The 22,415-nt window shown below is 70.7% G+C and carries 24 protein-coding genes and 1 tRNA gene; 10 read left to right on the forward strand and 15 right to left on the reverse strand.

Going from position 1 to position 22,415, the window contains the following annotated elements:
- Nucleotides 1-90: 90 nt before the first annotated feature.
- Nucleotides 91-243: a hypothetical protein gene (locus AB3M90_RS14630; RefSeq protein ID WP_412953211.1), complete on the reverse strand. Its 153-nt coding sequence runs from the start codon at nucleotides 241-243 to the stop codon at nucleotides 91-93.
- Between the two features lie 127 nt (nucleotides 244-370).
- Here AB3M90_RS14630 and AB3M90_RS14635 point away from each other — a divergent pair, with 127 nt between their 5' ends.
- Entirely contained in the window at nucleotides 371-859 is a 489-nt protein-coding gene (locus AB3M90_RS14635) for a YajQ family cyclic di-GMP-binding protein (protein WP_412953214.1), read from the forward strand.
- 217 nt (nucleotides 860-1,076) lie between these two features.
- Nucleotides 1,077-1,709 carry a GntR family transcriptional regulator gene (locus tag AB3M90_RS14640; protein WP_412953217.1) on the forward strand — a complete coding sequence of 211 codons (633 nt, stop codon included), beginning with the start codon at nucleotides 1,077-1,079 and terminating at the stop codon, nucleotides 1,707-1,709.
- A gap of 6 nt (nucleotides 1,710-1,715) precedes the next feature.
- On the opposite strand, the gene AB3M90_RS14645 is transcribed toward AB3M90_RS14640, so the two are convergent.
- From AB3M90_RS14645 to AB3M90_RS14670, 6 genes are all read right to left on the reverse strand, one after another.
- On the reverse strand, nucleotides 1,716-2,720 hold the full coding sequence (locus tag AB3M90_RS14645; RefSeq protein WP_412953220.1) for an alpha/beta hydrolase: 1,005 nt from the start codon (nucleotides 2,718-2,720) through the stop codon (nucleotides 1,716-1,718).
- A 38-nt stretch (nucleotides 2,721-2,758) separates the two neighbouring features.
- On the reverse strand, nucleotides 2,759-3,793 hold the full coding sequence (locus tag AB3M90_RS14650; RefSeq protein ID WP_412953222.1) for a hypothetical protein: 1,035 nt from the start codon (nucleotides 3,791-3,793) through the stop codon (nucleotides 2,759-2,761).
- A gap of 65 nt (nucleotides 3,794-3,858) precedes the next feature.
- The gene (locus AB3M90_RS14655) at nucleotides 3,859-5,232 is read right to left on the reverse strand and encodes an FAD-dependent oxidoreductase (RefSeq protein WP_412953224.1); all 1,374 of its coding nucleotides are present in this window, start codon (nucleotides 5,230-5,232) and stop codon (nucleotides 3,859-3,861) included.
- Nucleotides 5,233-5,293: 61 nt separating this feature from the next.
- Nucleotides 5,294-6,355, reverse strand: a complete 1,062-nt coding sequence (locus AB3M90_RS14660) for a polyprenyl synthetase family protein (protein ID WP_412953226.1) — start codon at nucleotides 6,353-6,355, stop codon at nucleotides 5,294-5,296.
- A 48-nt stretch (nucleotides 6,356-6,403) separates the two neighbouring features.
- Nucleotides 6,404-7,123: a class I SAM-dependent methyltransferase gene (locus AB3M90_RS14665; RefSeq protein ID WP_412953228.1), complete on the reverse strand. Its 720-nt coding sequence runs from the start codon at nucleotides 7,121-7,123 to the stop codon at nucleotides 6,404-6,406.
- Nucleotides 7,120-7,683, reverse strand: a complete 564-nt coding sequence (locus AB3M90_RS14670) for a DUF402 domain-containing protein (protein WP_412953229.1) — start codon at nucleotides 7,681-7,683, stop codon at nucleotides 7,120-7,122. Before AB3M90_RS14670 ends, AB3M90_RS14665 begins: the two co-directional genes overlap by 4 nt.
- 56 nt (nucleotides 7,684-7,739) lie before the next feature.
- Between AB3M90_RS14670 and AB3M90_RS14675 the strand changes: the two genes are divergently transcribed.
- Entirely contained in the window at nucleotides 7,740-8,990 is a 1,251-nt protein-coding gene (locus AB3M90_RS14675; RefSeq protein WP_412953231.1) for an isochorismate synthase, read from the forward strand.
- Nucleotides 8,991-9,048: 58 nt separating this feature from the next.
- Here AB3M90_RS14675 and AB3M90_RS14680 read toward each other — a convergent pair whose 3' ends face one another.
- From AB3M90_RS14680 to AB3M90_RS14690, 3 genes are read right to left on the reverse strand one after another with little or no spacing between them, the layout of a single operon-like run.
- Nucleotides 9,049-9,891, reverse strand: coding sequence for a polyphosphate kinase 2 family protein (locus AB3M90_RS14680; protein WP_412953234.1), 843 nt, complete (start codon nucleotides 9,889-9,891; stop codon nucleotides 9,049-9,051).
- Nucleotides 9,892-9,907: 16 nt separating this feature from the next.
- On the reverse strand, nucleotides 9,908-11,575 hold the full coding sequence (menD, locus tag AB3M90_RS14685) for a 2-succinyl-5-enolpyruvyl-6-hydroxy-3-cyclohexene-1-carboxylic-acid synthase (RefSeq protein ID WP_412953237.1): 1,668 nt from the start codon (nucleotides 11,573-11,575) through the stop codon (nucleotides 9,908-9,910).
- Nucleotides 11,572-11,922 (reverse strand): PLD nuclease N-terminal domain-containing protein, encoded by a 351-nt coding sequence (locus tag AB3M90_RS14690; protein WP_412953239.1) that lies wholly within the window; start codon nucleotides 11,920-11,922, stop codon nucleotides 11,572-11,574. Before AB3M90_RS14690 ends, menD begins: the two co-directional genes overlap by 4 nt.
- 63 nt (nucleotides 11,923-11,985) lie before the next feature.
- On the opposite strand from AB3M90_RS14690, the gene AB3M90_RS14695 reads away from it, so the two are divergent.
- Complete coding sequence (locus AB3M90_RS14695; protein ID WP_412953241.1) at nucleotides 11,986-14,067, forward strand: bifunctional lysylphosphatidylglycerol flippase/synthetase MprF; 2,082 nt, start codon at nucleotides 11,986-11,988, stop codon at nucleotides 14,065-14,067.
- A gap of 79 nt (nucleotides 14,068-14,146) precedes the next feature.
- Here the strand turns inward: AB3M90_RS14695 and AB3M90_RS14700 are convergent.
- Nucleotides 14,147-14,222: transfer RNA gene (locus AB3M90_RS14700), tRNA-Met, on the reverse strand.
- Nucleotides 14,223-14,358: 136 nt separating this feature from the next.
- Here AB3M90_RS14700 and AB3M90_RS14705 point away from each other — a divergent pair.
- Nucleotides 14,359-15,276 carry a hypothetical protein gene (locus AB3M90_RS14705; RefSeq protein WP_412953243.1) on the forward strand — a complete coding sequence of 306 codons (918 nt, stop codon included), beginning with the start codon at nucleotides 14,359-14,361 and terminating at the stop codon, nucleotides 15,274-15,276.
- A gap of 8 nt (nucleotides 15,277-15,284) precedes the next feature.
- Here AB3M90_RS14705 and AB3M90_RS14710 read toward each other — a convergent pair whose 3' ends face one another.
- Nucleotides 15,285-16,271: a helix-turn-helix transcriptional regulator gene (locus AB3M90_RS14710; RefSeq protein WP_412953245.1), complete on the reverse strand. Its 987-nt coding sequence runs from the start codon at nucleotides 16,269-16,271 to the stop codon at nucleotides 15,285-15,287.
- A 61-nt stretch (nucleotides 16,272-16,332) separates the two neighbouring features.
- Here AB3M90_RS14710 and AB3M90_RS14715 point away from each other — a divergent pair, with 61 nt between their 5' ends.
- From AB3M90_RS14715 to AB3M90_RS14730, 4 genes are all read left to right on the forward strand, one after another.
- Nucleotides 16,333-17,394 (forward strand): ATP-binding cassette domain-containing protein, encoded by a 1,062-nt coding sequence (locus AB3M90_RS14715; protein ID WP_412953247.1) that lies wholly within the window; start codon nucleotides 16,333-16,335, stop codon nucleotides 17,392-17,394.
- Nucleotides 17,391-18,170, forward strand: a complete 780-nt coding sequence (locus AB3M90_RS14720; protein WP_412953249.1) for an ABC transporter permease — start codon at nucleotides 17,391-17,393, stop codon at nucleotides 18,168-18,170. Before AB3M90_RS14715 ends, AB3M90_RS14720 begins: the two co-directional genes overlap by 4 nt.
- A gap of 132 nt (nucleotides 18,171-18,302) precedes the next feature.
- Complete coding sequence (locus AB3M90_RS14725) at nucleotides 18,303-19,220, forward strand: hypothetical protein (RefSeq protein WP_412953252.1); 918 nt, start codon at nucleotides 18,303-18,305, stop codon at nucleotides 19,218-19,220.
- 23 nt (nucleotides 19,221-19,243) lie between these two features.
- Complete coding sequence (locus AB3M90_RS14730) at nucleotides 19,244-19,528, forward strand: DUF4229 domain-containing protein (RefSeq protein ID WP_412953255.1); 285 nt, start codon at nucleotides 19,244-19,246, stop codon at nucleotides 19,526-19,528.
- 86 nt (nucleotides 19,529-19,614) lie between these two features.
- On the opposite strand, the gene AB3M90_RS14735 is transcribed toward AB3M90_RS14730, so the two are convergent.
- From AB3M90_RS14735 to AB3M90_RS14745, 3 genes are all read right to left on the reverse strand, one after another.
- A complete protein-coding gene (locus AB3M90_RS14735) occupies nucleotides 19,615-20,610 on the reverse strand; it encodes a 1,4-dihydroxy-2-naphthoate polyprenyltransferase (protein ID WP_412953258.1) in 996 nt (331 codons plus the stop codon).
- A 63-nt stretch (nucleotides 20,611-20,673) separates the two neighbouring features.
- Complete coding sequence (locus AB3M90_RS14740; RefSeq protein ID WP_412953260.1) at nucleotides 20,674-20,964, reverse strand: DUF4287 domain-containing protein; 291 nt, start codon at nucleotides 20,962-20,964, stop codon at nucleotides 20,674-20,676.
- 15 nt (nucleotides 20,965-20,979) lie between these two features.
- Nucleotides 20,980-21,342 (reverse strand): cupin domain-containing protein, encoded by a 363-nt coding sequence (locus AB3M90_RS14745; RefSeq protein ID WP_412953262.1) that lies wholly within the window; start codon nucleotides 21,340-21,342, stop codon nucleotides 20,980-20,982.
- 45 nt (nucleotides 21,343-21,387) lie between these two features.
- Here AB3M90_RS14745 and AB3M90_RS14750 point away from each other — a divergent pair, with 45 nt between their 5' ends.
- Nucleotides 21,388-22,413, forward strand: a complete 1,026-nt coding sequence (locus tag AB3M90_RS14750) for an ArsR/SmtB family transcription factor (protein WP_412953264.1) — start codon at nucleotides 21,388-21,390, stop codon at nucleotides 22,411-22,413.
- Nucleotides 22,414-22,415: the final 2 nt, after the last annotated feature.

The following is a 22,415-nucleotide window of genomic DNA, read 5'->3' on the forward strand; positions in this document are numbered from 1 at the left end:
GCCCTCGGAGGCGTGCCGACGTGTCGCCATTCGTCGGTCGCCTGCTGCTCCGACCCGGTCCGGATCGGCCGCGATGGCCGGACGACCGGTTCAGGGCAGCACGGTGCGCAGCGTCTCGCCGGCGAACTCGGCGAGGACCGGCAGCATCGGCAGCGAGAACCAGAGCAGAGCGCCGATGACCCCGGCGCAGATCACGCCGGCGACCCCGCTGACCCCGAGGTTGCGTCCGCCCACACGTGCCATGCGTCCACGGTACGACCGCACCGGCATATCGGTGGGAGCAACGCCGGAGCGACACGTCGCTCCGGCGAGCGCGGTGCCGACAGCGCCCGGCGCATGCGGGAATCACGGTGCTCGGTACACTGCTTCCATGGCTGACAGTTCCTTTGACATCGTCTCGAAAGTGGATCACCAGGAGGCCGAGAACGCCCTCAACCAGGCCCGCAAAGAGGTCGAGCAGCGCTACGACTTCAAGGGCACGGGCGCCTCGATCGCGTGGAGCGGCGAGCAGGTCCTCATCACCGCGAACTCCGAGGAGCGGGCGAAGGCGGTTCTCGACGTCTTCCAGTCGAAGCTCATCAAGCGGGGAATCTCCCTGAAGAGTCTCGATTCGGGCGACCCCTTCGCGAGCGGCAAGGAGTTCCGCATCGTGTCGTCGCTCAAAGACGGCATCTCGTCCGAGAACGCCAAGAAGATCGGCAAGATCATCCGCGACGAGGGCCCCAAGGGCGTGAAGAGCCAGATCCAGGGCGACGAGCTGCGCGTGCAGTCGAAGAGCCGCGACGACCTGCAGGCCGTGATCGCCCTCCTCAAGGGATCCGACCTCGACATCGATCTGCAGTTCATCAACTACCGCTGACGAGCGGTCCGTCGACGACGCACTCCCCGACCCCGCCCGGCCTCGTGCCGGGCGGGGTCTTCTGCATCGCCGCCGCGCGCTGTGACGACGTTTGTCCCCAAAGCGGTGTCACCGCGTGCGTGTGACACGGTTTGCGCGTAGTGTGTTGGCAGTCTGCGCATACTGTGATGAGACATACGCGTGCGCGACAGCAAGTAAGGCAACTGGGGGGCGGTCCATGGCGAACATGGCGGCGAAGAACAGCGCGGAGAACAAGCAACTACTGGCCGATGAGGTCTTCCACCACATCGGCGATCGCATCATCGACGGGAGGCTGGCTCCGGGACAGCGCATCCGCGATCTCGACGTCGCAGCGAAGCTGCACGTGTCGCGCACACCTGTGCGCGAGGCGCTGCAGCGACTGGAGCGGCTGGGCATGGTCGTGATGTACCCGAGCCGCTACACCGAGGTGACCGAGGTCAGCGCCGAGACCATCGCGCAGTCGCTCGCCTTCGCCGGATACCAGGCGGGGGTCGCGGCCCGATTGGCGGTGCCGCGCCTCACCGCGGCGCAGCGCGCGCACGTCGGACGTCTCGTCGAGAAGATGTACGACTCGCTCGGCGACAGCGTGCGGACGACGAACACGCGGTGGGCGGTGTTCTCGTACCTCGGGACGCACAGCGACAACGCTCAGCACTGCGTGGTGATCGAGGACACGACCGTCGCCCTCCTGCGCAACCTCCGCCACTGGAAGATGCCCTCGGAGGACCACGAGCGGATGCTGCAGGTCTACCGCGACTTCCGCGACGCCGTCCTCCGCGGCGACGGCGACGAGGCCGAGCGCCTCACCCGCGCCATGCACTACCTGTGACGCCGGTCAGTCTGCCGCGTTCCATCCGGTGACCCAGCGGTCGAGCCGGCGATAGGCGTCTTCGCGCGCCTCACGCCGCGACAGGAACACGTCGTGCAGGGCACCGTCGATGCGCTCGACCGTGACCGACGGTCCGAGGCGCAGGGCCGCCCGCGCGATGTCGTCGACGACCAGCACCGAATCCGCGGAGGTGAGGTCGTCCGACCAGCGGGTCGGCGGCACCGATCGTGCAGAGAGCAGCACGCACACCGGTGCGGGGATCGACAGCCCCGCCGCGACCGCCTTGTGTCCGGCGAAGACGGCGTTGAGCCAGCCCGCGTAGACGGCCATGGTCTGGACGGGGCGCCACAGGGGATTCACCTCGACCGGATCGTCGGGGTCGGCGACCTCCTGCTGCGCCCGGCTGTAGAAGCCGAGGTCGACCTGCGGAGCCATCTCGAGAGGGCGGAGCCGCGCCTGCAGTTCGAGCATCGGCGCCAGGGCCGCCCGTGCCGGAGCCAGCTGGAACTCCAGCCAGGGACTGTTGAGGATCACCGCGTCGGCGGCATTCGGATGACGCGAGGCCCACAGGCTCAGCGTCAGACCCCCGGTCGAGTGGCCCACCAGCACGAGCCGCCGATCGCTGCCTCCACCCGGGCTGTGGCCCATGACGGCCAGGGCGGCGGCGATGTCTTCGTCGTAGGTCGCGAGCGAGGTGACGTACCCGGGCGTCTGCCCGTCGCGCAGGCTGCGGCCGTACTTGCGCAGATCGAGCGCGTGGAAGCGCGCGCCGCGGGAGGTCCAGAAGCGCGCCAGCCGCTTCTGGAAGAAGTAGTCCGACCAACCGTGCACGTAGAGCACGTCCACGTCGTCGAGAGGCGCCCGTCGCCCGCGCACACGCTCCCACCACCCTCTCGCGTTCGGCAGCGCGCGGACCAGGGTCGCGACGACCGGGCCCTGATCGTCGTCGGCGAGCGGCAGCGTGAGCTGCTCGAACTCATCCGCGAGGATGTCGGGGGCCCACTCGGCCATCGCGCTCTCCCCTGCTGCCGACGGACCGGCCGACACGCTCACTGCGGAGACGGGCGGCCGGCGGTGTAGTTCTGGACGATCTGCTCCGCGATCGAGCGCAGGTCGGCGATGCCGGAGCCCTCGTAGTCGGTGAGACGGATCCAGTCGGTGCCGACCTGCAGGTCGAGCACGTCGCGTCCGAACGGATCGGTGCCCTCGAGCGCAGCATCCGCACCGTCGACATCGACCGACGTGGCGCCCTCGATCCGCTCGAACGCCCATGCACCGCCCGGCAGCGTGGTCAGGGCGAGGTACCCCTGCGATTCGTATTCACTCTCGCCCGAGGCGTAGTAGCAGATGCGCGATCCGTTGACGACCTGGTACACCTCGGAGGGGATCCCCCAGCCGCCGAACGAGTCGATGATGGAGACGGGCTGCCCGCCGAGGGCGCTGCTGAGCTCGTCCATCGTCAGGAAGCGCGTGCACTCCGCGCCGGCGATCTCGCTCGGCGGCACCTCGACGGTCCGGAGTGAGGCCGAAGCGGATGCCGCGAGGCGACGCAGCGCCTCCTCGATGCGCGGCGCATCGGCGGCACGGAACGCGGGTTCGTTCACCTCTCCCGACACCAGCACGTCGCCGTCGATCAGCTGGAAGAAGCACCTGCCGTTGTCCTCGCAGCGGGACTCCTCGCCCTGGTAGCCACCGCGCGAGGCGGCGCCCTCGGTGATGGCCTGCGCCCCGGGCACGATCGTGACCTCCCAGCTGCGGCTGTCGTCACCGGTCGAGCAGGCGATGCCGCTCGCGCGGGAGAACGCGTAGCGTGCGGGTCCCGGATACCAGTTCGGCGCCGAGACGAGCGACAGCCCCTGCTCGATCTCCCCCGCAGGGGCGCCGACGACCGTCGCGAGCTCGGCGGCCACATCGTCGCAGGTCACGTCGAACGCCACTTCGGGTTCGACGATCGGCTCGGCGGTCGGACTCGGCGACGGCGACGCCGACCTCGTGGGCGTCGCCGTGGGCTCCGGCTCCGGCGCGCAGCCGGTGACGAGGAGCAGGGCCACCGCACCGAGGATCAGCAGAGGACGACGTCGCATGACCTCAGCCTAGGAGCAGGTCCGCACCGGCACCGGCAGCGGCGCGTCGATCGTCGGCCGCACGACTACTCGCCGCGCGACACCCGCACCATCTCGTCGCGGGGGACGACCTTCACGCGCGCGCGCTCGTGCGGGGCGCCGAGGCCGATCTCGTGCTCGTCGAGGCGATGCCAGCCCTCGAGGTCGGTCCAGCGCACGCCCCGCTCCTGGAGCAGCGCGGGGATCGACTGCTCCGAGGGGTCCTCCGGATGCCACCACGAGCCCTGGTCGTTGATGATGTGGCGAACCGTCTCCATGGCGTCGGACTTGGTGTGGCCGATGAGCCCGACCGGGCCGCGCTTGATCCATCCGGTCGCGTAGATGCCGGGAACCCGCTCGTTGGAGTCCTTCGCCAGCACCTGACCCTCGCGGTTGGGGATGACGCCGTGCTTCTTGTCGAAGGGCACGCCGGGCAGCGGCGAGCCGAAGTAGCCGATGGCCCGGTAGAGCGCCTGCAGCGGAACCTCGCGCATCTCACCCGTGCCGACGGCGCCGCCCTGCCCGTCGGGCTTCGTGCGCTCGTACACGAGCGCGGCCACCCGCCCGGACTCGTCGGTGCGCACCTCGACCGGACGAGCCCAGAAGTGCAGATGCAGCCGCCGCGACGCCGTGCCGCCGGCGTTGTTCACCGACTCGCGCTTGCGCCATGACTGCAGGATGCGGTCGATGACCATGACCTGCTTGTTGCTGGCGACGGCATCCTTCGAGGCCTCGTCGTAATCGAAGTCCTCGTCGTACACGACCATGTCGACGTCGCGCAGCTCGCCCAGCTCGCGCAGCTCGAGCGGGGTGAACTTGACCTGTGCCGGACCCCGCCGCCCGAAGACGTGCACGTCGGTCACCCGGCTCGACTGCAGGCCGCGGTACACGTTGTCGGGAACCTCGGTGACCAGGAGGTCCTCGGCGTGCTTGGCCAGCATCCGAGCCACGTCGAGCGCGACGTTGCCGTTGCCCAGCACGCCGACGGATGCCGCGTCCAGCGGCCATTCGCGCGGAACGTCGGGGTGCCCGTCGAACCAGCTGACGTAGTCGGCGGCCCCGTACGACGCGACCGCGTCGACACCGGGGATGTCGAGCGAGGTGTCGCGGATGGCGCCGGTGGCGAAGATCACCGCGTTGTAGTGCTTCTTGAGGTCGTCGAGGGTGATGTCCTCGCCGAAGCGCACGTTGCCGAACAGGCGGATGTCGCCGCGGTCGAGCACATCGCGCAGGGCGGTGATGATGCCCTTGATGCGGGGGTGGTCGGGGGCGACCCCGTAGCGCACGAGACCGTAGGGCGCGGGCAGCTGCTCGAACAGGTCGATGGAGACGTCGAACTTGCGCTCGGCCTTCAGCAGGATGTCGGCGGCGTAGATGCCGGCCGGTCCTGCACCGACGATGGCCAGTCGGAGCTTGGTCATGGAAGGTCCTTTCGTAGGCCGCGGCAGGCGTCGCGCAGCCGAGCGCGTCGGCCGCGCGCGTTCAGCTGGATCGCCCGGCGAGGGTCTCGGCGAATCGGATGAGAGCGTCGCGCACCGTGCCGCGCGGCAGCGGGTCGAGGGCGTCGATCGCCCCCTGCGTCCACGTGTGGGCGAGCTCCAGCGTCTTCTCGGTCACCGGGTGCTCGCGCAATGCGTCGAGGGGCGCGTCGAGGATGGCCGGATCGGCTCCGTCGGCGATGAGCGCGACGCCCTCGTCGATGCGAGCCGCGAGGTCGACGGATGCCGCGTCGGTCTCGGCCTTCAACAGCAGGTACGGCATGGTCGGCACGCCGGCGCGAAGATCGGTGCCCGGGACCTTGCCGGTGTCTTCGGGCCGGGCCGAGAGGTCGATGACGTCGTCGAGCAGCTGGAAGGCCACGCCGATCTTCTCGCCATAGATGCGCATCGGCTCCTCGAGCTCTTCAGGAGCGTTCGAGAAGATCACGCCGCCCTGGGTCGCCGCGGCGATGAGCGAGCCGGTCTTGTCGGCCAGCACCTGGATGTAGAACGCGATGGGGTCGTCGTCGGGCTGCGCGCCGAGGGTCTCGTGCATCTGACCGAGGACGAGGCGCTCGAAGGTGTCGGCCTGCAGGCGGATCGCGCGATCTCCGAGGCGCGACATCAGCTGACTGGCGCGGGAGAAGAGGATGTCGCCCGTGAGGATCGCGATGCTGTTGCCCCACACGGCGTGAGCGGCGGGCACACCGCGCCGGCGGTCGGCGCCGTCCATCACGTCGTCGTGGTAGAGCGAGCCCAGATGGGTGATCTCGAGCGCCTTGGCGACGTCGATCACCTCGTCGGTGTTGCCCTCCCCCAGCTGCGCCGCAAGGAGAGTCAGCACCGGACGGATGCGCTTCCCACCGGCCTCGTAGAGGTACCTGCTGGCCGCGTCGGCGAGAGGATCTGCGACGCGGACGTCGTCGGCGAGGCCCGTCTCGACCCGTTCGAGGCCCTCTTCGATGGCGCGGGCGACGCGTCGTGCGGCGGGGCCGACGAAGACGCGATCGCTGAAGCCGAGACGGCTCGCCAGTCGCGAACCCGGGGCGATGGGGCTCGAAGTCACACTCTCAGCCTACCGTCGTCGTGATGGCCGGTTCGCGCCCGGAGGGGGTCACTCGGGCTTGCACGCCCGGTGCAGGGCGACGATCCCGAACGAGAGGTTGCGATACGCGACGTCGACCCACCCCGCCTCGCGGATCCAGGCCGACAGTCTCTTCTGGTCCGGCCAGTCCCGGATCGACTCGTTGAGGTAGTCGTAGGCATCGCCGTTCGTGCCGGCGACCCGGGCCACCCGTGGAAGGACCTGCGCGTTGTAGAACCGGTAGGCGGCCCGGAACAGCGTGGCCGGCGGCGTCGAGAACTCGTTGATCACGAGCCGTCCGCCGGGTCTCGTCACCCGGAACAGTTCGCGCAGCGCCTTCTTCGGATCGCTCACGTTGCGCAGCGCGTACGACATCGTCACCGCGTCGAACTCGGCATCCGCGAAAGGCAGATCGGTGGCATCGGCCTGCACGAACGACAGGTTGCGGATCGCTCCGTGCCGGCGCTGCCCCTCGGCCAGCATCCCGGGGGAGAAATCGGCGGCTATCACCTGCGCACCGCTGCGCGCGAGGGATGCCGACGACGACGCGGTGCCCGCTCCGAGATCGAGGATCCGCTCCCCCGGCTTCGGCGCCACGGCGCGCGTCGTGGCCGCACGCCACAGCGCGTCGTTGCCGAACGTCATCGCCGTGTTCGTGCGGTCGTAGCCGGCGGCGACCTGGTCGAACATGCCGCTGACGCGAGCCGGGTCCTTGCCGAGATCGGCGCGGTTCTTCTCGTTCGAGGTCACCCACCCAGTCTAGGCGGCAGGCGGAGGGCTTCCAGGTGGTCGAGCCAGGTGTCGGCCGTGGCGTCGTCGAAGGGCGCGACGCGGGTGCGGACGCGCTCCTCCAGGTCGAGCGCGAGCGCCTCGAGGTGCGCCATGACCTCGGGCGGATACCCGTATCGGACGCTGTGCTCGGCCCACTCGTCGCGGTCGTCGACCCAGGTGCCGCGGTCGCCCTCCACGCGCACGACGTCGAGGTCCATGTCGACGCCGGTCGCCAGCAGCGGATCCGACGACCAGCGCACCTCCCAGCCCAGGTCGATGTAGATGCGCATCCCGTTCGGGTGGTCACGGTTCACGGTGAGCGCGAAGTCGGTCCGTCTCGGCACGAGGGTGACGTTGGCAGCCTCCGCGGTGAACTCCCGACCCGGTCGTGAGCTGTGCCAGCCGACCGGCTGCCCCAGCCAGTCGCCCCACTCGTCGGCGCCGAGGTAGACGCATTCGTGACGCCAGTGCGGCGACCCGTCCCATTTCCGCCAGCGGAAGACCATCTCGCAGCCGGGGGCGGGTCGTGCATCGCTCATCCGCCCACCCTACGACGGCGCGGATCGGCACTGTCCGAGCGGCATAGGCTGGAGGGGTGCACCACACCCACCTGGTCGCCGAGACCCGTGAGATCGACCCGGTCGAGGATCTCCTGGCCTTCGCCGATCCCGCCCGCCCGATCGCGTGGCTGAGACGCGGCGACGGCATCGTCTCGCTGGGGGCGCCGCTGGCCGAGGTGCGCCCGGGGGTCGACGGGGCGCCTCGCAGCGCGGCGCTCGCGACCGTCTGGCGGGGGATGTCGGCCGAGGCGCGGATCGACGACGCCGTCGGCCTCCCCGGAACGGGCCTGGTGGCGTTCGGCGCTCTCCCCTTCGACGAGCGGTCGCCCGCCGACAGCGTGCTCGTCGTGCCGTCGGAGGTCGTCGGGCGCCGTGGCGATCGCTTCTGGCACACCCGGATCCGCCTCGCCGCGGCTCCTGTCGACGCGTCTCCCCCTCGCCCTCACCCCTATGGGCCGCACTGGTCCGGCACGGTGGGACCGGGGGCACAGACCGCCCAGGGCTACCAGGATTCGGTGCGCACGGCTCTCGGCCGCATCGCCGCCGGAGAGCTGAGCAAGGTGGTCCTGGCGCGCGACCTGAGCGGCAGCATCCCGGCGGGGTCCGATCTGCGCCGCCTCGTGCGAGCACTGGCGACCGGCTACCCCGACACCTGGGCGTTCGCGGTCGACGGACTGATCGGAGCCAGTCCCGAGACGCTCGTGACCGTGCAGGACGGCACGGTCACGGCCCGCGTGCTCGCCGGCACGATCGGCCGTGGCGCCGATGCGGATGCCGACACCGCGGCATCCGCTCGACTGGCGTCGAGCACCAAGGACCTCGACGAGCACCAGTACGCCGTGCAGAGCGTTCTCGCGTCGTTGCGGCCGCACACCCGCGCCCTCGCGGCGAGCGAACAGCCCTTCCTGCTCAAGCTGCCGAACCTGTTCCACCTCGCCACCGACGTCGAGGGCGAGCTCGACGAGGGCGGCTCGGCGCTCGATCTGGTGCGCGCGCTGCACCCCACCGCCGCCGTCGCCGGAACGCCGACGGGTGCGGCCGTCGCCGCGATCCGCGATCTCGAGCCCTTCGACCGCGGCCGCTACGCCGGACCGGTGGGGTGGGTGGATGCCGCGGGCAACGGCGAATGGGCCATCGCGCTGCGCTGCGCGCAGTTCATCCCGACCGCCGAGGACATCCGCGTGACCGCGTATGCGGGCGCCGGCATCGTCGCGGGGTCGGACCCCGAGTCGGAGCTGCTCGAGACGCGCGTGAAGTTCCGCCCGCTGGTCGACGCGCTCGCCTGAGGCGTCTCGTCCGTCAGGGCGTTTCGTCTCGCTGCGTTCGCTCAACGACCGGTCGGGATCAGCTTTCGGCGAGGCGCTTCTTCTCGGCTTCGACGTCGAAGTCGGCCGCGGGCCACTGCGGATCGATGTCTTCGAGCGCGGCGAGAAGGAGCTCCTGGACGGCAAGTCGCGCATACCACTTCGAATCCGCCGGGATCACGTACCAGGGCGCGACCTCGGTCGACGTGCGGTCGAACACGTCCTGATAGGCCTGCATGTACTGCGGCCACAGCATCCGCTCGTCGACATCGCCGGGGTTGTACTTCCAGTGCTTGTCCGATCGCTCCAGCCGCTCCATGAGGCGGGCCTTCTGCTCTTCGGGTGAGATGTGCAGCATGACCTTGACGATGCGCGTGCCGGCGGCCGAGATCTTCGCCTCGAAGGCGTTGATGGCGCCGTAGCGCCGCTCGATCTCGGGCGCGTCGGCCAGCGCCCGCACGCGGCCGATCAGCACGTCTTCATAGTGCGAGCGGTCGAAGACCCCGATGAACCCCGGCTCGGGAAGACGCTTCTCGACGCGCCAGAGGAAGTCCTGCGCGCGCTCCTCGGGGGTCGGAGCCTTGAACGCCGTGAGCGAGACGCCCTGCGGGTCGACACCGCCCACGACATGACGCACGATGCCGCCCTTGCCGGCGGAGTCCATCGCCTGCAGCACCAGCAGGACCGAGTCCTCGGCGGTCCCGACGCGACTCTCGGCGAACAGCCGCTCCTGCAGCTCGTTCAGCTTCTGCAGCCCCGCCTCGAGATCTCGCGCGCCGTGCGACTTGCCCCCGTCGTAGCCGGGCCTGCTGCCCGGGTCGAGGTCGGCGAGACGGAAGCCGTCGCCGATCCGGAGCGTCTGCGTCCAGGAATGCGCGTTCATAGGCACATCCTGCCAGTCATCGCGCCAGGGGGACCTCGATGATCCGTCGTCCGCCCCGCGACGCCGTGAGCGCCTGGTCGAGGGCGGTCCGGGTGGTGACCTTCTCGTACTCCCAGCCGTAGGCCCGGGCGAGGTCTTCCAGGTGCACGGCGTGCGGAGTGTAGAACGCCCGGTCGAGGTGCGCCGGGGGCGCGGATGCCGCGACCTCGAGCGCGTCGAAGATGGTGCCGCCCCCGTCGTTGCCGACGATGACCTGCAACCGGGGCTCGACCTCGTCGGGCGGAAGCAGCAGGGCGCCCACATCGTGCAGGAAGGCGAGATCGCCGAGGAGCACGCGCGTGACACCCGGCGCACCGGAAGACTGACTCGCGAGCGCGATGCCGGTGGCGGTCGCGATCGTGCCGTCGATGCCCGCCAGACCCCGGTTCGCGTGCACGGGGACCTTCTTGCCGCCCAGCACGGCGTCGGCGACGCGGACGAGACGCGACGACCCGAAGACGAGCCGATCGTGCGGCCACGTCGCCCGCCACACCGCATCGACGAGGAGCTCGCGGTCGAGCGGGCGGCGGACCGCGTCGAGCTCGGCTCTCACGGCCTCGCGGCGCGCGGCCGGGTCGGTCGAGGCGAGACCCTCGGGGTCGGGCGCGCGTTCCGACAGGTCGACGACCCGGGCGGCCGACGCGGCGAGCCACTCGCCGAGCCAGGCCCGATCGGGGTCGCCGGCCTCGACCGACACGGCCGAGACGGCGCGCGTGCGACCGTTGAGGTTCAGCTCCTCCCCGCCCCGGCGCACCGCGATGACCTCGACGCCCTCGCGCGCGAGCAGGGCGGCCACCTCCCGGCTGAGCGTGGGGTGACCGAACACGACCACCCGCTCGATGCGACCGCCCAGCTCGTCCTGCCGCAGCAGCGCCCGATAGCCGTGAACGATCTGGCGCCCGAATCGCGCACCGCTGACGATCTCGGCGATCAGCGGCCAGGCGCCGGCGTGCGCGACCTCCTCGGCGATCGATCCCGCGTCGGCACCCGCGACCACCACGGTGCGCGGGCCGCGCGCGAGAGCGAACGGCTGCGCGCCCGCCGGCCGCGGGGGCTCACCCGCCCGCACGCTGATCTCGGGCATGACACCCGAGAGCGGTTCGCGCGACGGCAGGTTCAGATGTACGGGGCCGGCGACGCCGGGAACGCCGTGCGCGGCATCCTGCACGCCCATCGCGGCGGCCACGGCCCGCTCGGCGAGCCCGGCCCAGTCGCCGTCGCCGGGCACCGGCGCGTCGATGCCGTCACGGACCCAGCGGCCGAACACGCTGTTCTGCAGGGTCGCCTGGTTGGCGCCCACGCCGCGCAGTTCAGGCGGCCGGTCGGCGGTGAGGAGCAGAAGTGGCACGCCCGCGTGGAAGGCCTCCATCGTTGCGGGCAGCAGATTGGCGACGGCCGTTCCCGACGTGCACAGCACGGCGACGGGCGCACCCGACTCGCGAGCGATGCCGAGCGCCGTGAACCCCGCCACCCGTTCGTCGATGCGCACGTGCAGCCGCAGCGCCCCGTCGTCGGCGAGATGCACCGCGGCGAGCGCGAGCGCCTGCGAGCGGGAACCGGGCGACAGCACGACGTCGCGCACGCCGTGCGCCACGAGGTCGGCGAGGAGGGATGCCGCGGCATCCGTCGCCGGGGATGAGGTCACGGGCGGGTATCCGCGGCGGGAGGCTCGTCGGTCTCCTCGTCCAGGCGCGCGAGCTCCTCTTCGAGGCGCTTGATGCGCGCATCCTGCTCGGTCTTGCCGATGCTCTGCAGGAAGGCGGGATCGTCATCGGGAGCGAGCACGCGCCGAGCGCCCTGGTCGTTCGCGCGTCGGCGACCGAGCGTGAACCAGAGGATGCCGCCGATCACCGGGATGAGCACCACGATGGCGATCCAGGCGGCCTTGCGCACGCCGCGGTGACGCGTCGCCGGCTGCACGGCGCAGTCGACGATGCTGAACACCCAGAACACCGCGGCCAGGAAGCCGCCGATGATCAGTAGTCTCGCCACCCCTCCAGTGTAGGCGCGTCGGCGGCCGTGGGCTCCGCCGCCGACAGTCGCTACGCTGAGCGCATGAGCGAGGCCCCGACGCGAACGCCCTCCCCCGTCTTCGCCGCCCTGCGGCGCATGCCCGCGACCCTGACCATGGTGGTGCTCATCCTCATCGTCGGCGTCGTCTGGCAGGGGCTGTGGACGCCGTTCGAGAAGACCGCGCTGTTCACCGACGTGGCCTACGGCCTTCCGAACCTCTCCGAGGGCCGGTGGTGGACGCCTTTCACGGGCACGTTCTTCGTCAACGAGCCGTGGGTGTACATCTTCACCCTCTCGGGCTTCTGGGGCATGGCGTACCTCGAGTTCCGGCGCGGATCGCGCGTCGCCCTCGCCTACTACTGGGTCGGCCAGCTGTTCGCGATCTTCGCCACCGCGCTCACGCTCTGGATCGTGTCGGCCTTCCCGTGGGCGTGGGCGCAGACGCAGGCGCAGGCGCTCGACGTCGGCGCATCCGGCGGCACCATGGCCTGCATCGCCGCGGCCGTCGGCCTGTTCCGCCCGCCGTGGCGCGTGCGCGGATGGCTGATCCTGCTCGGCTTCGTCTTCATCGCCATGCTGTTCTGGGGCAAGGTCGCCGATCTCGAGCACCTGCTCGCGGTGCTGCTGATCCTCGCCGTCGACCGGTCGCTGCGGGTGCGGCACACCACTGTCCGGGAGCAGCGGTTCATCGCCGTGGTCGCGATCCTCGTCCTGGGCGCGGTCGAGATCATCACGACCCTCATCGCCACCGACGGCCCCTTCGGGCCCACCGAGCCCGTCTCGGGCGGGTTCATCGACCTCGCGATCGACCTCGTCGTGATCCTCGTGCTCGTGAACGGGCTGCGGCGGGGGCGGCGGTTCGCGTGGGTGCTCGCGATCCTGCTCGGCCTGTTCAACGTGCTCGTCGCGGCCCTCGTGCTGACCCTCATCACGGTCTTCAGCCAGGCGCAGCTCGACCTGCGGTGGGATGGCGAGACCGAGCTCGCGCTCGCGAACGGCTTCCTCTGGGTGCTCGTGCTGATCTACCTGGTAAGGGTGCGCCGGGCCTTCCGCTCGCGGCGCCGCTCGATGCTCGGCATCCCGCCGGCGCCCACCGTCGACGATGTGAAGACCGCCCTGCGCGCGCACGGTGGCGGAACTCTCTCGTGGATGACCACGTGGGAGGGGAACAGCTACGCGCGGGTCGCCGGCGGCGGGATCGTCGCGTATCAGCGGCGCGCCGGGGTCGCGCTCGCGCTCGCGGATCCGATCGGGCCGGCCGAGAGCCGGGCCGAGGCCGTGGCCGATTTCATCCGCACGGCCGAGCACGCCGGCCTCGTGCCGTGCTTCTTCAGCGCCGACGATGCGACACGTGCCGCCGTGCCCGCCGGATGGCGGAACCTCGTGGTCGCCGACGACACGATCGTCGATCTGCCGGGCCTGGAGTTCACCGGCAAGCGGTGGAACTCGGTGCGGTCGTCGCTGAACCGGGCGGGTCGCGAGGGCATGACGTTCCGCATGACGCGACTCGCCGACGAGCCTTGGGGGGTCACGACGCAGCTGCGGGCGATCTCGGAGGCGTGGGTCGGCGACAAGGACCTGCCCGAGATGCGGTTCACGCTCGGCACGCTGGAGGAGGCCGAGGATCCCGAGGTGCGCCTCGCCCTGGCGCTCGCCCCGAACGGCGACATCGACGGGTTCCTGTCGTGGCTGCCGGTCTACGGCGACGGGGGCGTGGTGAAGGGGTGGACGCTCGATCTCATGCGCCGGCGCGAGGGCGGCTTCGGCCCCGTGATGGAGTTCCTCATCGGATCGTCGGCGAAGCAGTTCTCCGACGAGGGAGCCGAGATCATGTCGCTCTCCGGGGCTCCGCTCGCACACGACTACCCGCCGGATGCCGGAATGATCGCCGCGCTCAGCGACAAGCTCGCCGAGGCCCTGGAGCCCGTCTACGGCTTCGGCTCGCTGCACCGCTTCAAAGAGAAGTTCCACCCGCGCTACGAGACGATGCACCTGCTGTTCCGCGACGAGAGCGACCTGGCCAGCATCGGCCCGGCGCTCACCCGGGCCTTCCTCCCCGATGCGACGCTGCGCCAGTTCGCCGGCGCCGGGCTCGAGCTGGTCCGCGGGGGCGGGAAGGACTGAGCACAGCCACGGCGCGGCCGCCCGTGCCCTCGTCGAGAGGGGACCGGTGCGCCCGCGTCGCGGGGGGGGGAGGGGGGAATGGACGCGACGGCGGGAGTCGAACCCGCAACGCCTCCGGATATGAGCCGGGGCCCGGGACCGCCCGGATCGCCGCGATGACCCCGACGCTACCGGCCCGCGGACCGCACCGCCAGGAACGTTGCCCGAGATGACCCGGCGAGTCGGCTCGTGACGCACCCGGTCGCCCCGAGACGCGCGCCGCCGTCGGCGCACCGGTGTAGCGTCACGAGCATGGCCGACCCCGACGACGCCGCCACCACCGGCCAGAAGACGCATCGCTACCTGCGGCTCTCGCTGGTCTTCGTCGTCTTCGCCCTGCTGGTGAGCGTCGCCATCCAGACCGTCGTGGCGTCGTGGGAGCCGTTTCGCCTGGGATGGAATCTGCTGCCGTCGATCAGCCACTACTTCTACACACCCGCGCGCGACGTGTTCGTCGGTGCTCTGATCGCCGCCGCACTGGCACTCCTGGCGCTGTCGGGGCGCGATCGCACGACCGTGCTGCTCGACGTCGCGGCGGTCTTCGCCCCGCTCATCGCCCTGGTGCCCACGGGCATCGACCCCCGGCATCCGATCGGCGACCTCACGTGTCCCGGAACGACGGAATGCGTGCCCGCGGTCTATCTCGACGACGTCCGCGCGGGCGTGGCGGCCTATGCCGTCGTGGTGCCGACGCTCGTCGTCACGATGGCGGTCATCCGACGGCGGCGGGGGATCGTCGCTCCCGGCACCGCACTCGTGTCGGCGATCGCCATCGGCACGGCCGCCCTGATGGCCGGGCTCGCCTTCCTGCCCGGCATCCGCTCGGGGTTCCCGTTGAACGTGCTGTCGCTCCCCGGCGGCATCCACTTCGCCGTGACGCTCATCTTCTTCGCGATCTTCGCGATCGTCCCGATCCTGCATGCCCGGAGCACCCCCGACACCAGCGAGACCCCGCCCACCGCGCGGCAGAGACGCGCGTACCGGTGGATCGCCGGGCTGATGATCGCCGACCTGGTGATGCTGATCGCCGTGCTGCTCCTCCACGACGCTCTCGGGCATCTCCCCCTGGTGCTCGTCGGCGAGACGGTCGCCCTGCTCCTCTTCGCCTGGTTCTGGTCGGTGCAGACATTCCAGCGGTGGGGCGACGCGAATCCTCCGAGCATCGTCTGACGGAAAGCTCAGCGTCGCGGCGGCGGAGGCGGCGCATCGAGTGCTCGCAGCAGGCGCTGCACGGCCTCGCGCAGCTCGGAGCGATCGGGCTCCGGGAACGTCATCGTGTATTCGACCCCCTCGGGGATCCACAGGTAGGCGTACATCGCCTCGCGCCAGTCGGAGCCGCCGATCGGCCAGCGCGTGCGATCGACGCCCTCCGCCGTGGCTCCCTGCGACCACGGCCCGAACCGCTCCCTCATCTCCTCGAACGGCAGCTCCATCACGGCGTCGCCCTCGATCCTCTGCGGTGACCACGAGGTGGCGATGAGCACGCGCTCCTCGATCTCCTCGTCGCTGATCGCCCGGCGTGGGAACAGCACTCTCGTGTGCTCGACCGAGCGGATCCGGTCGACGCGGAACGTCCTCCAGTCGTCGCGGTCGAGGTCCCAGCAGAGCAGGAACCACTTGCGATCCGCCGGCGCGAGGGCGTGCGGCTCCACGCGCCGCACGCTCTCCCCTCCGCTCGCATCGACGTAGCGGAGGCGCAGCCGCTCGGTGTCGCGTGTCGCGAGCGCGATCTCGCCGAGCACGACCGGAGAGACCACGGGCGCACCGCCGATGCCCGCGGGCTGGACGGATGCCGCGAGCGCCGCGACCCGCCGGCGCAGTGCCGGAGGCAGCACCTGCTCGAGCTTGGCGAGGGCGGTGAGGGTGACCTCCGGGCCGCCGACCAGCTGCTGCGTGGCGGCGACCCGCAGTCCGATCGCCATCGTCACGGCCTCGTCGTCGGTGAGCAGGAGGGGCGGCACGGCGCTGCCCGCCTCGAGGCGATAGCCCCCGGCGGTGCCCGGCGTCGACTCGACCCGGTACCCCAGCTCGCGCAGGCGATCGACGTCGCGCCGGACCGTGCGCTCGGTCACACCGAGACGCCGGGCGAGCTCGGTTCCGGGCCAGTGGCGGTGCGTCTGCAGCAGATTGAGCAGCGAGAGGGCGCGTGAGGTGGTGTCGGACATACGACAAGATTCGCAGAGATCGAGGACAGGATCTGTCCTGGTTGCTTCGTACGGTGAAGGCATGACGAACGAACCCATCATCGAAACCGAGGGCCTGACCAAGGTCTTCACCGTCAAGAAGAAGAAGGTCGATGCCGTCACCGACCTCTCCTTCGCAGCGACGCGCGGCGAGCTCGTCGCGTTCCTCGGACCGAACGGAGCGGGAAAGTCGACCAGTCTGCGGATGCTGACCACGCTCATCCCGCCCACCTCCGGAACGGCCCGCGTCGTCGGACACGACATCCGCACCGACGCCGCCGGCGTGCGTGCTCGGATCGGATACGTGGGCCAGCTCACCAGCGGAAGCTTCTCGCAGCGCGTGCGCGACGAGCTGCTGAGCCAGGGCGCCTTCTACGGGATGTCGAAGCGCGACAGCCGGCTGCGCGCCGACGATCTGATCGACTCGCTCGACCTCGCGTCCTTCGCCGCACGCAGCGTGCAGCAGCTCAGCGGCGGCCAGAAGCGGCGGCTCGACATCGCGCTCGGACTGATGCACGCTCCGCCGCTCATCTTCCTCGACGAGCCCTCGACCGGACTCGATCCGCAGAGCAGGGCGAACCTGTGGGAGCACATCCTCGACCTGCGCACCCAGCACGGCACGACGGTCTTCCTCACGACGCACTACCTGGAAGAGGCCGATCGCTACGCCGAGCGCGTCATGGTGATGGACAAGGGCCGCATCATCGCCGACGACAACGCGACCGCCCTCAAGGCGACGCTCGCCGGCGACGTGCTCACCTTCGGGTTCGCGGATGCTGCGGCGGCGGCATCCGCTCGATCGATCGTCGCGCGGCTCAGCACCGCCGAGGTCGCCGTCGACGGCGCATCCCTCTCCCTCGCCGCACCCGACGGAGACCGCCTGCTCCCGGTCGTCGTGCGTGAGCTCGACGCGGCGGGCATCGCCGTGCACCGCGCCACCGGCGTGCCGCCGACTCTCGACGACGTGTTCCTCGCCCTCACGGGCCGCACGCTCCGCGAAGCCGGGGAAGGGGCGGATGCCGGCGGCGACGCATCCGACGATCCAGCGGCCGAGGCCGCCACCCCGACCGCGACTTCGACCGACAAGACAGGAGTGCTCTCATGACCACCATCGACACGCTCGTGCGCCCGCATCTGGCACGTGACACCAAGAACGTGCTGACGCGGGAGCTGAAGCCGGTGCTGCGCGATCCGTTCACCCTGATCTTCAGCCTGCTGCAGCCGCTGGTGTTCCTCGGGCTGTTCGCGCCGCTCCTCATCGGCGACTCCGGCCGGCCGGCCGGCGAGACCCTCGCCTGGTTCGTTCCCGGGGTGCTGGTGATGATCGTGCTCTTCGGCACCGGGGCGACCGGCTCGAACCTGCAGTACGAGATGATGACCGGCTCGCACGAGCGCACGCTCGTGGCACCCCTCGCCCGGTCGTCGCTGCTCGTCGGTCGCGCCCTCAAGGAGATCGCGCCGATCGTGGTGCAGGCGCTGGTCATCGTCGTCATCGCCTGGCCGTTCGGATTCGCCGCCGACGTCGTCGGTCTGCTCGTGGGCCTGGCGCTGCTCGCCGTGTTCGGGGTGGGTCTCGGCTCGCTGTCGTACTCGCTGGCACTCGCGACCAAGGATCGCGAATGGCTGTTCTGGGGCGTGCAGCAGGCCCTCATCTTCCCCCTGCTGATCCTCTCGGGCATGCTGCTGCCCCTCGACGACGCCCCCGACTGGATGCGGGTCGTGGCATCGGTCAACCCCGTGAACTGGGTCGTGCAGGCCGAGCGCGCCCTGTTCGCCGGAGACCTCGGTGACATCACCGTGCTCTGGGGCTGGGTGTCGGCGCTCGCCGTCGCCCTCGTCGGACTCGTGGTCGGCGTGCGGGCGATCAGGCGCAGCAGCTGAGGTGCCCGGGCCACCCCCGTGAGAAGTCCCGGCCGATCGGGTTCTGTGCCGGATTCCGGATGCTGCCGGCGTGTCGGGCTGCCGCTGGCACCGACACGCCGCCGAGCGTCCGGCATCCGGCACCGTGCGACGATGGACAGCATGCTCTGGCCGTTCGGAACGACCTGGCGCCCCGTGCGTCAGAAGCGGCGCGACACCGTGGACCTGCGCTGGCTCAGCGCTCGCTCCTGGACTCCCCGCTGGTATCCGCAGGGCATCGACCTCGGCACGTGGCGCGGGCGACGGACGGTGGCCGTGAGCTGGTTCCGGCAGGATGCCACCCGGCGGCACCTGGCATCGCGCGTGTCCTTCATCGATCTCGAGCGTTCCCGGCACCTCGACATCCTCCTCGCCGTCGACGAGGGCGAACTCGCGCCCGCGCCCATCCACGCCGGCGGTCTCGCCTGGTTCGAGGATCGCCTGTTCGTCGCGGCGACCGGGAAGGGGATCTGGGAGTTCGACCTCGCCGGCATCCGTCGCGTGCGTGGGTCGCTCGCCCGGCACCTCGCCGGTTCCGCCGGCCGGGGCTGGCCCACGAGCGCGCTCGTCGCGGTGCGGAGGCGGGTGCACCCGATCGACCTGCGCTGCTCCTACCTCGGCCGGGTGTTCGACACCGAGGGCGAGCCCCTGCGGCGTGTGCTGATCGGCGAGTACCGCACCGATGAGAACGGCAGCATCGGAGAGTTCACGCTCCCCGACGATGCCGATTCCAGCTTCCGGGAGGAGGACCGCTTCTCCCCCGGCATCCGGTCGATGCAGGGCGCCGTGCGCTGGGGCGACCGCTACTTCGTGTCGCAGTCCGCCCGGATGCGCCCCGGCGTGCTCTGGAGCGGAGGCCGCAAGGCACTCGAGCGCGACCCGGAGCCGCTCCCGGTCGGATGCGAAGACCTCGCGCTCGACCTCGACGAGCGGATGCTCTGGTCGCTCGGCGAGCATCCTTGGCGGCGGGTCGTGCGCGGCATCCCGTTCGCCCGGCTCGGCATCGACGACCGGCCGCCGGAGCGCTCATAGGAAGGCGAATCTAGAATGGTGCGGTGAAGAAGACCGCGCCTTTCCTCGTGTACACCGTGCTGCGGCTGCTGGCGTTCCTCGTCCCGCTCGGCATCCTGTGGTTCTTCTTCCCGATCTTCCGCGAGTTCTGGTGGCTCGCCGCGATCTTCGCCGCCCTCATCGGCGTCAGCATCTCGATGCTGTTCCTGCGGGCTCCGCTGACCGACGCCTCGACCCGGCTGTACGAGCGCCGCCAGACCCGCACCTCGGCTGCTCAGGCCGATGCCGACGCCGAAGACGAGGCGGTCGACGGCGACACCCGGGCCTGACACCGATCACCCCACCCTGCCCGCGACCTGCCGACTCGTGTGAGCGCGGGGAGCGACGCGAGCGCGGGGCACGCGATGCTGCGGCGTCAGCCGACGAACGCCCAGAAGAGGGCGCCCGCGTACAGCAGCGCCGTCAGCGATGTGAGAGCCAGGGCGATGACGAGCTCGCGCGGCTGACGGTACGTCCACACGATCAGGATCGCGGGCAGCCCCGCGAGCAGCGCCAGCAGAGCGATCCAGGCGATGGGGAACAACAGGGCGAGGAACACGGCGATACCGAACGGGACCAACACGAACAGCGTGAAGAGCACTTGCGTCGCCCGGCGTCCGATCAGCACCGTGAGCGTGCGCTTGCCCACCAGGCGGTCCTGGTCGATGTCGCGCAGGTTGTTCGCGAGCAGCACCGCGCAGGCGAACAGACCGGCGGCGATCGCTCCCAGCCAGGCCTGCTGCGGCAGGTCGAAGATCTGCACCCACGTCGTGCCGAGTGTGGCGACGAGCCCGAAGAAGACGAAGACGAACACCTCGCCCAGACCGTAGTAGCCGTAGGGTCGCTTGCCTCCCGTGTAGAACCAGGCGGCGACGATGCACGCGGCGCCGACGGCCAGCATCCACCATTGGCCCGTGCGCACGACGATCGCGAGACCGACACCGGCGGCGAGCACGAAGAAGACCAGGCCGATCACGAGCACGGTGCGCGGCTTCACCCGACCGGATGCCGTGAGGCGGGCGGGTCCGACCCGGTGCGCGTCGGTTCCCCGGATGCCGTCGCTGTAGTCGTTCGTGAAGTTGACGCCGATCTGCAGCAGGACGGCGACGGCGAGACAGGCGAGGGCGATCACCCAGTGGAACTCCGGTCCGGTGCTGCGGGCGGCGCCGGTGCCGATCACGACGGGAGCGACGGCCAGCGGCAGGGTGCGCAGGCGGGCGGCGCCGATCCAGTCCCGGACGGTGACGGGACCGGCGTCGAGGACCGCGCGTCGGCCCGGGTCGCCCACGCGCTTGGCCGGGTTCCCGCTGACATGCGCCGATGTGCGCTTCGCGCTCGATCTCTTCTTCTTGCGCTGTGAGGATGCTGCCACGCAGGGAATCCTACTGTCCTCCGCGATGCGGGCCGTTCGACGAACTCAGGGACCCGCACCACCTCAACGGTTCGGGTTCGTGTCCTTGCCGTCGAGCCAGAGCGTGTCGCTCTTGTCGGCGTGCGACCCGCTCGAGCCGACATGGGTGGAGGCGATCTTGGGCCCCTTGAGGATCACGTGCACCATCGCCTGCGCGTGACCGTGGCCCAGGGAGTACTCCTCCTTGAGCCAGGTGAGCACGACGGTCGACTTCGTGGTCTCGTCGAACCCCTGCTCCTTCGCCTTCTCGATGAACTGGCGCGGGGTGAGCCCGGTCTGGGTCTCGACCTTGTCGAGGTATGCCTGGAACGACATGCTGTCCTCCTGTGTTCAGTCCTCGTCGAGGAACGTCTGGATGATGGTGGCCGACGCGTGGATGCAGAGGATGCGGAGCAGCCCCGTCCCCGCGTTCACGAAGCCGTGCGGCACGAAGGGCGCCACGGTCGCGGTGTGTCCTTCGCCGGCGAGGAACGTCTCGTCCCCGCGGGTGATGCGGACCGTGCCCTCGAGCACGACCCAGGTCTCGGAGTACGGATGCCAGTGCAGGCCGGGACCTTCGCCGGGCTGATTCTCGACGAAGAAGTACGAGATGTCGGCGTCGTGCTCGGCGCCCACGAACCGGCGGCTACGGCCGGTGCCGATGCGGATGTCGGCGGCGGCGACGACTCCCTGCGGACGTTCGGTGGTGTTCATGGGTCCAGTCTCGACAGGCTCCCCGCTCGCCCCTAGAGTTTCGATGTGCATCGAAACACAGGTCCGGTGGAGGGCGTCGACCACCCGGATCACCGCGTCGAGTTCCACCTCGGTCCGGGCGACGTCGAGGCCGTGCGCTTCGGCATCTCGCCCGGTCACGAGCTGGCCCACGCGGTGCGCGTGCTGCTGCGACCCGAGCGGCATCCGCTGCAGTGGGGCTGGCTGCGCGCGGTGCGAGACCGGCTTCCGCGGGAGAGCTTCCGCCTGCTCGCCGGCGTGATCGGCACCGACGGATACATGCCCGACTTCCTCACGACCGCGCCGCGATGGGATCTCACCCCGGAGGATGAGCTCGAGGCTCTGCGATCCGCGCCGCTGACGCCGATGCGCGTCGACCTGGGCAAGATGGTGCAGCGGTCGAGCGGCTCCCGCCAGCGCGCACTGCGCGAGATGCGGGCCGATCCCCGGAGGGCGCGGGCCGCCATCGCCCAGGCCTGCGCTGAGGTGTGGGACGCGGCGCTCGCGCCGGTCTGGCCTCAGCTCGAGCGACTGCTGCGCGCCGACGTCGCGGTGCGTGCGCGCGTCATCGCCACTGGCGGCATCGCGTCGATGGCCGGCGACCTGCACGAACAGGTCACCTGGGGCGGCGGTGCGGTGCGGGTCTCGCTGCGCCGGCACAGCGAGATGGTCGACTGTCGCGGCAGTGGACTCGTGCTCGTGCCGTCGGTCATGTCGTCGTGGGGCTGCATGGTCCTGACCGAGCCGCCCGCGCAGCCGACCCTGTTCTACCCCGCGCGCGGGGTGACCGCCGGATGGTCGCGCGACGAGACCGACATCGCCGACGCACTCGGGGCGCTGCTGGGCCCGGCGCGCGCGGCGATCCTGCTGCGGGCGGGTACCTCCCGAACGACGTCGCAGGTCGCGCGAGACGCGGGTATCGCGGTGTCGACGGCGTCGCATCACCTGTCGGTGCTGCGGGAGGCGGGGCTCGTCTCGAGCCGGCGCGATGGAGTCCGGATGCTGCACCTGCGCACCCCGCTCGGGGAGGCGATGGTCGGCGCCGTGCTTTGAAC

It is taken from the genome of Microbacterium martis, from assembly GCF_047246685.1.
Taxonomy (GTDB): domain Bacteria; phylum Actinomycetota; class Actinomycetes; order Actinomycetales; family Microbacteriaceae; genus Microbacterium.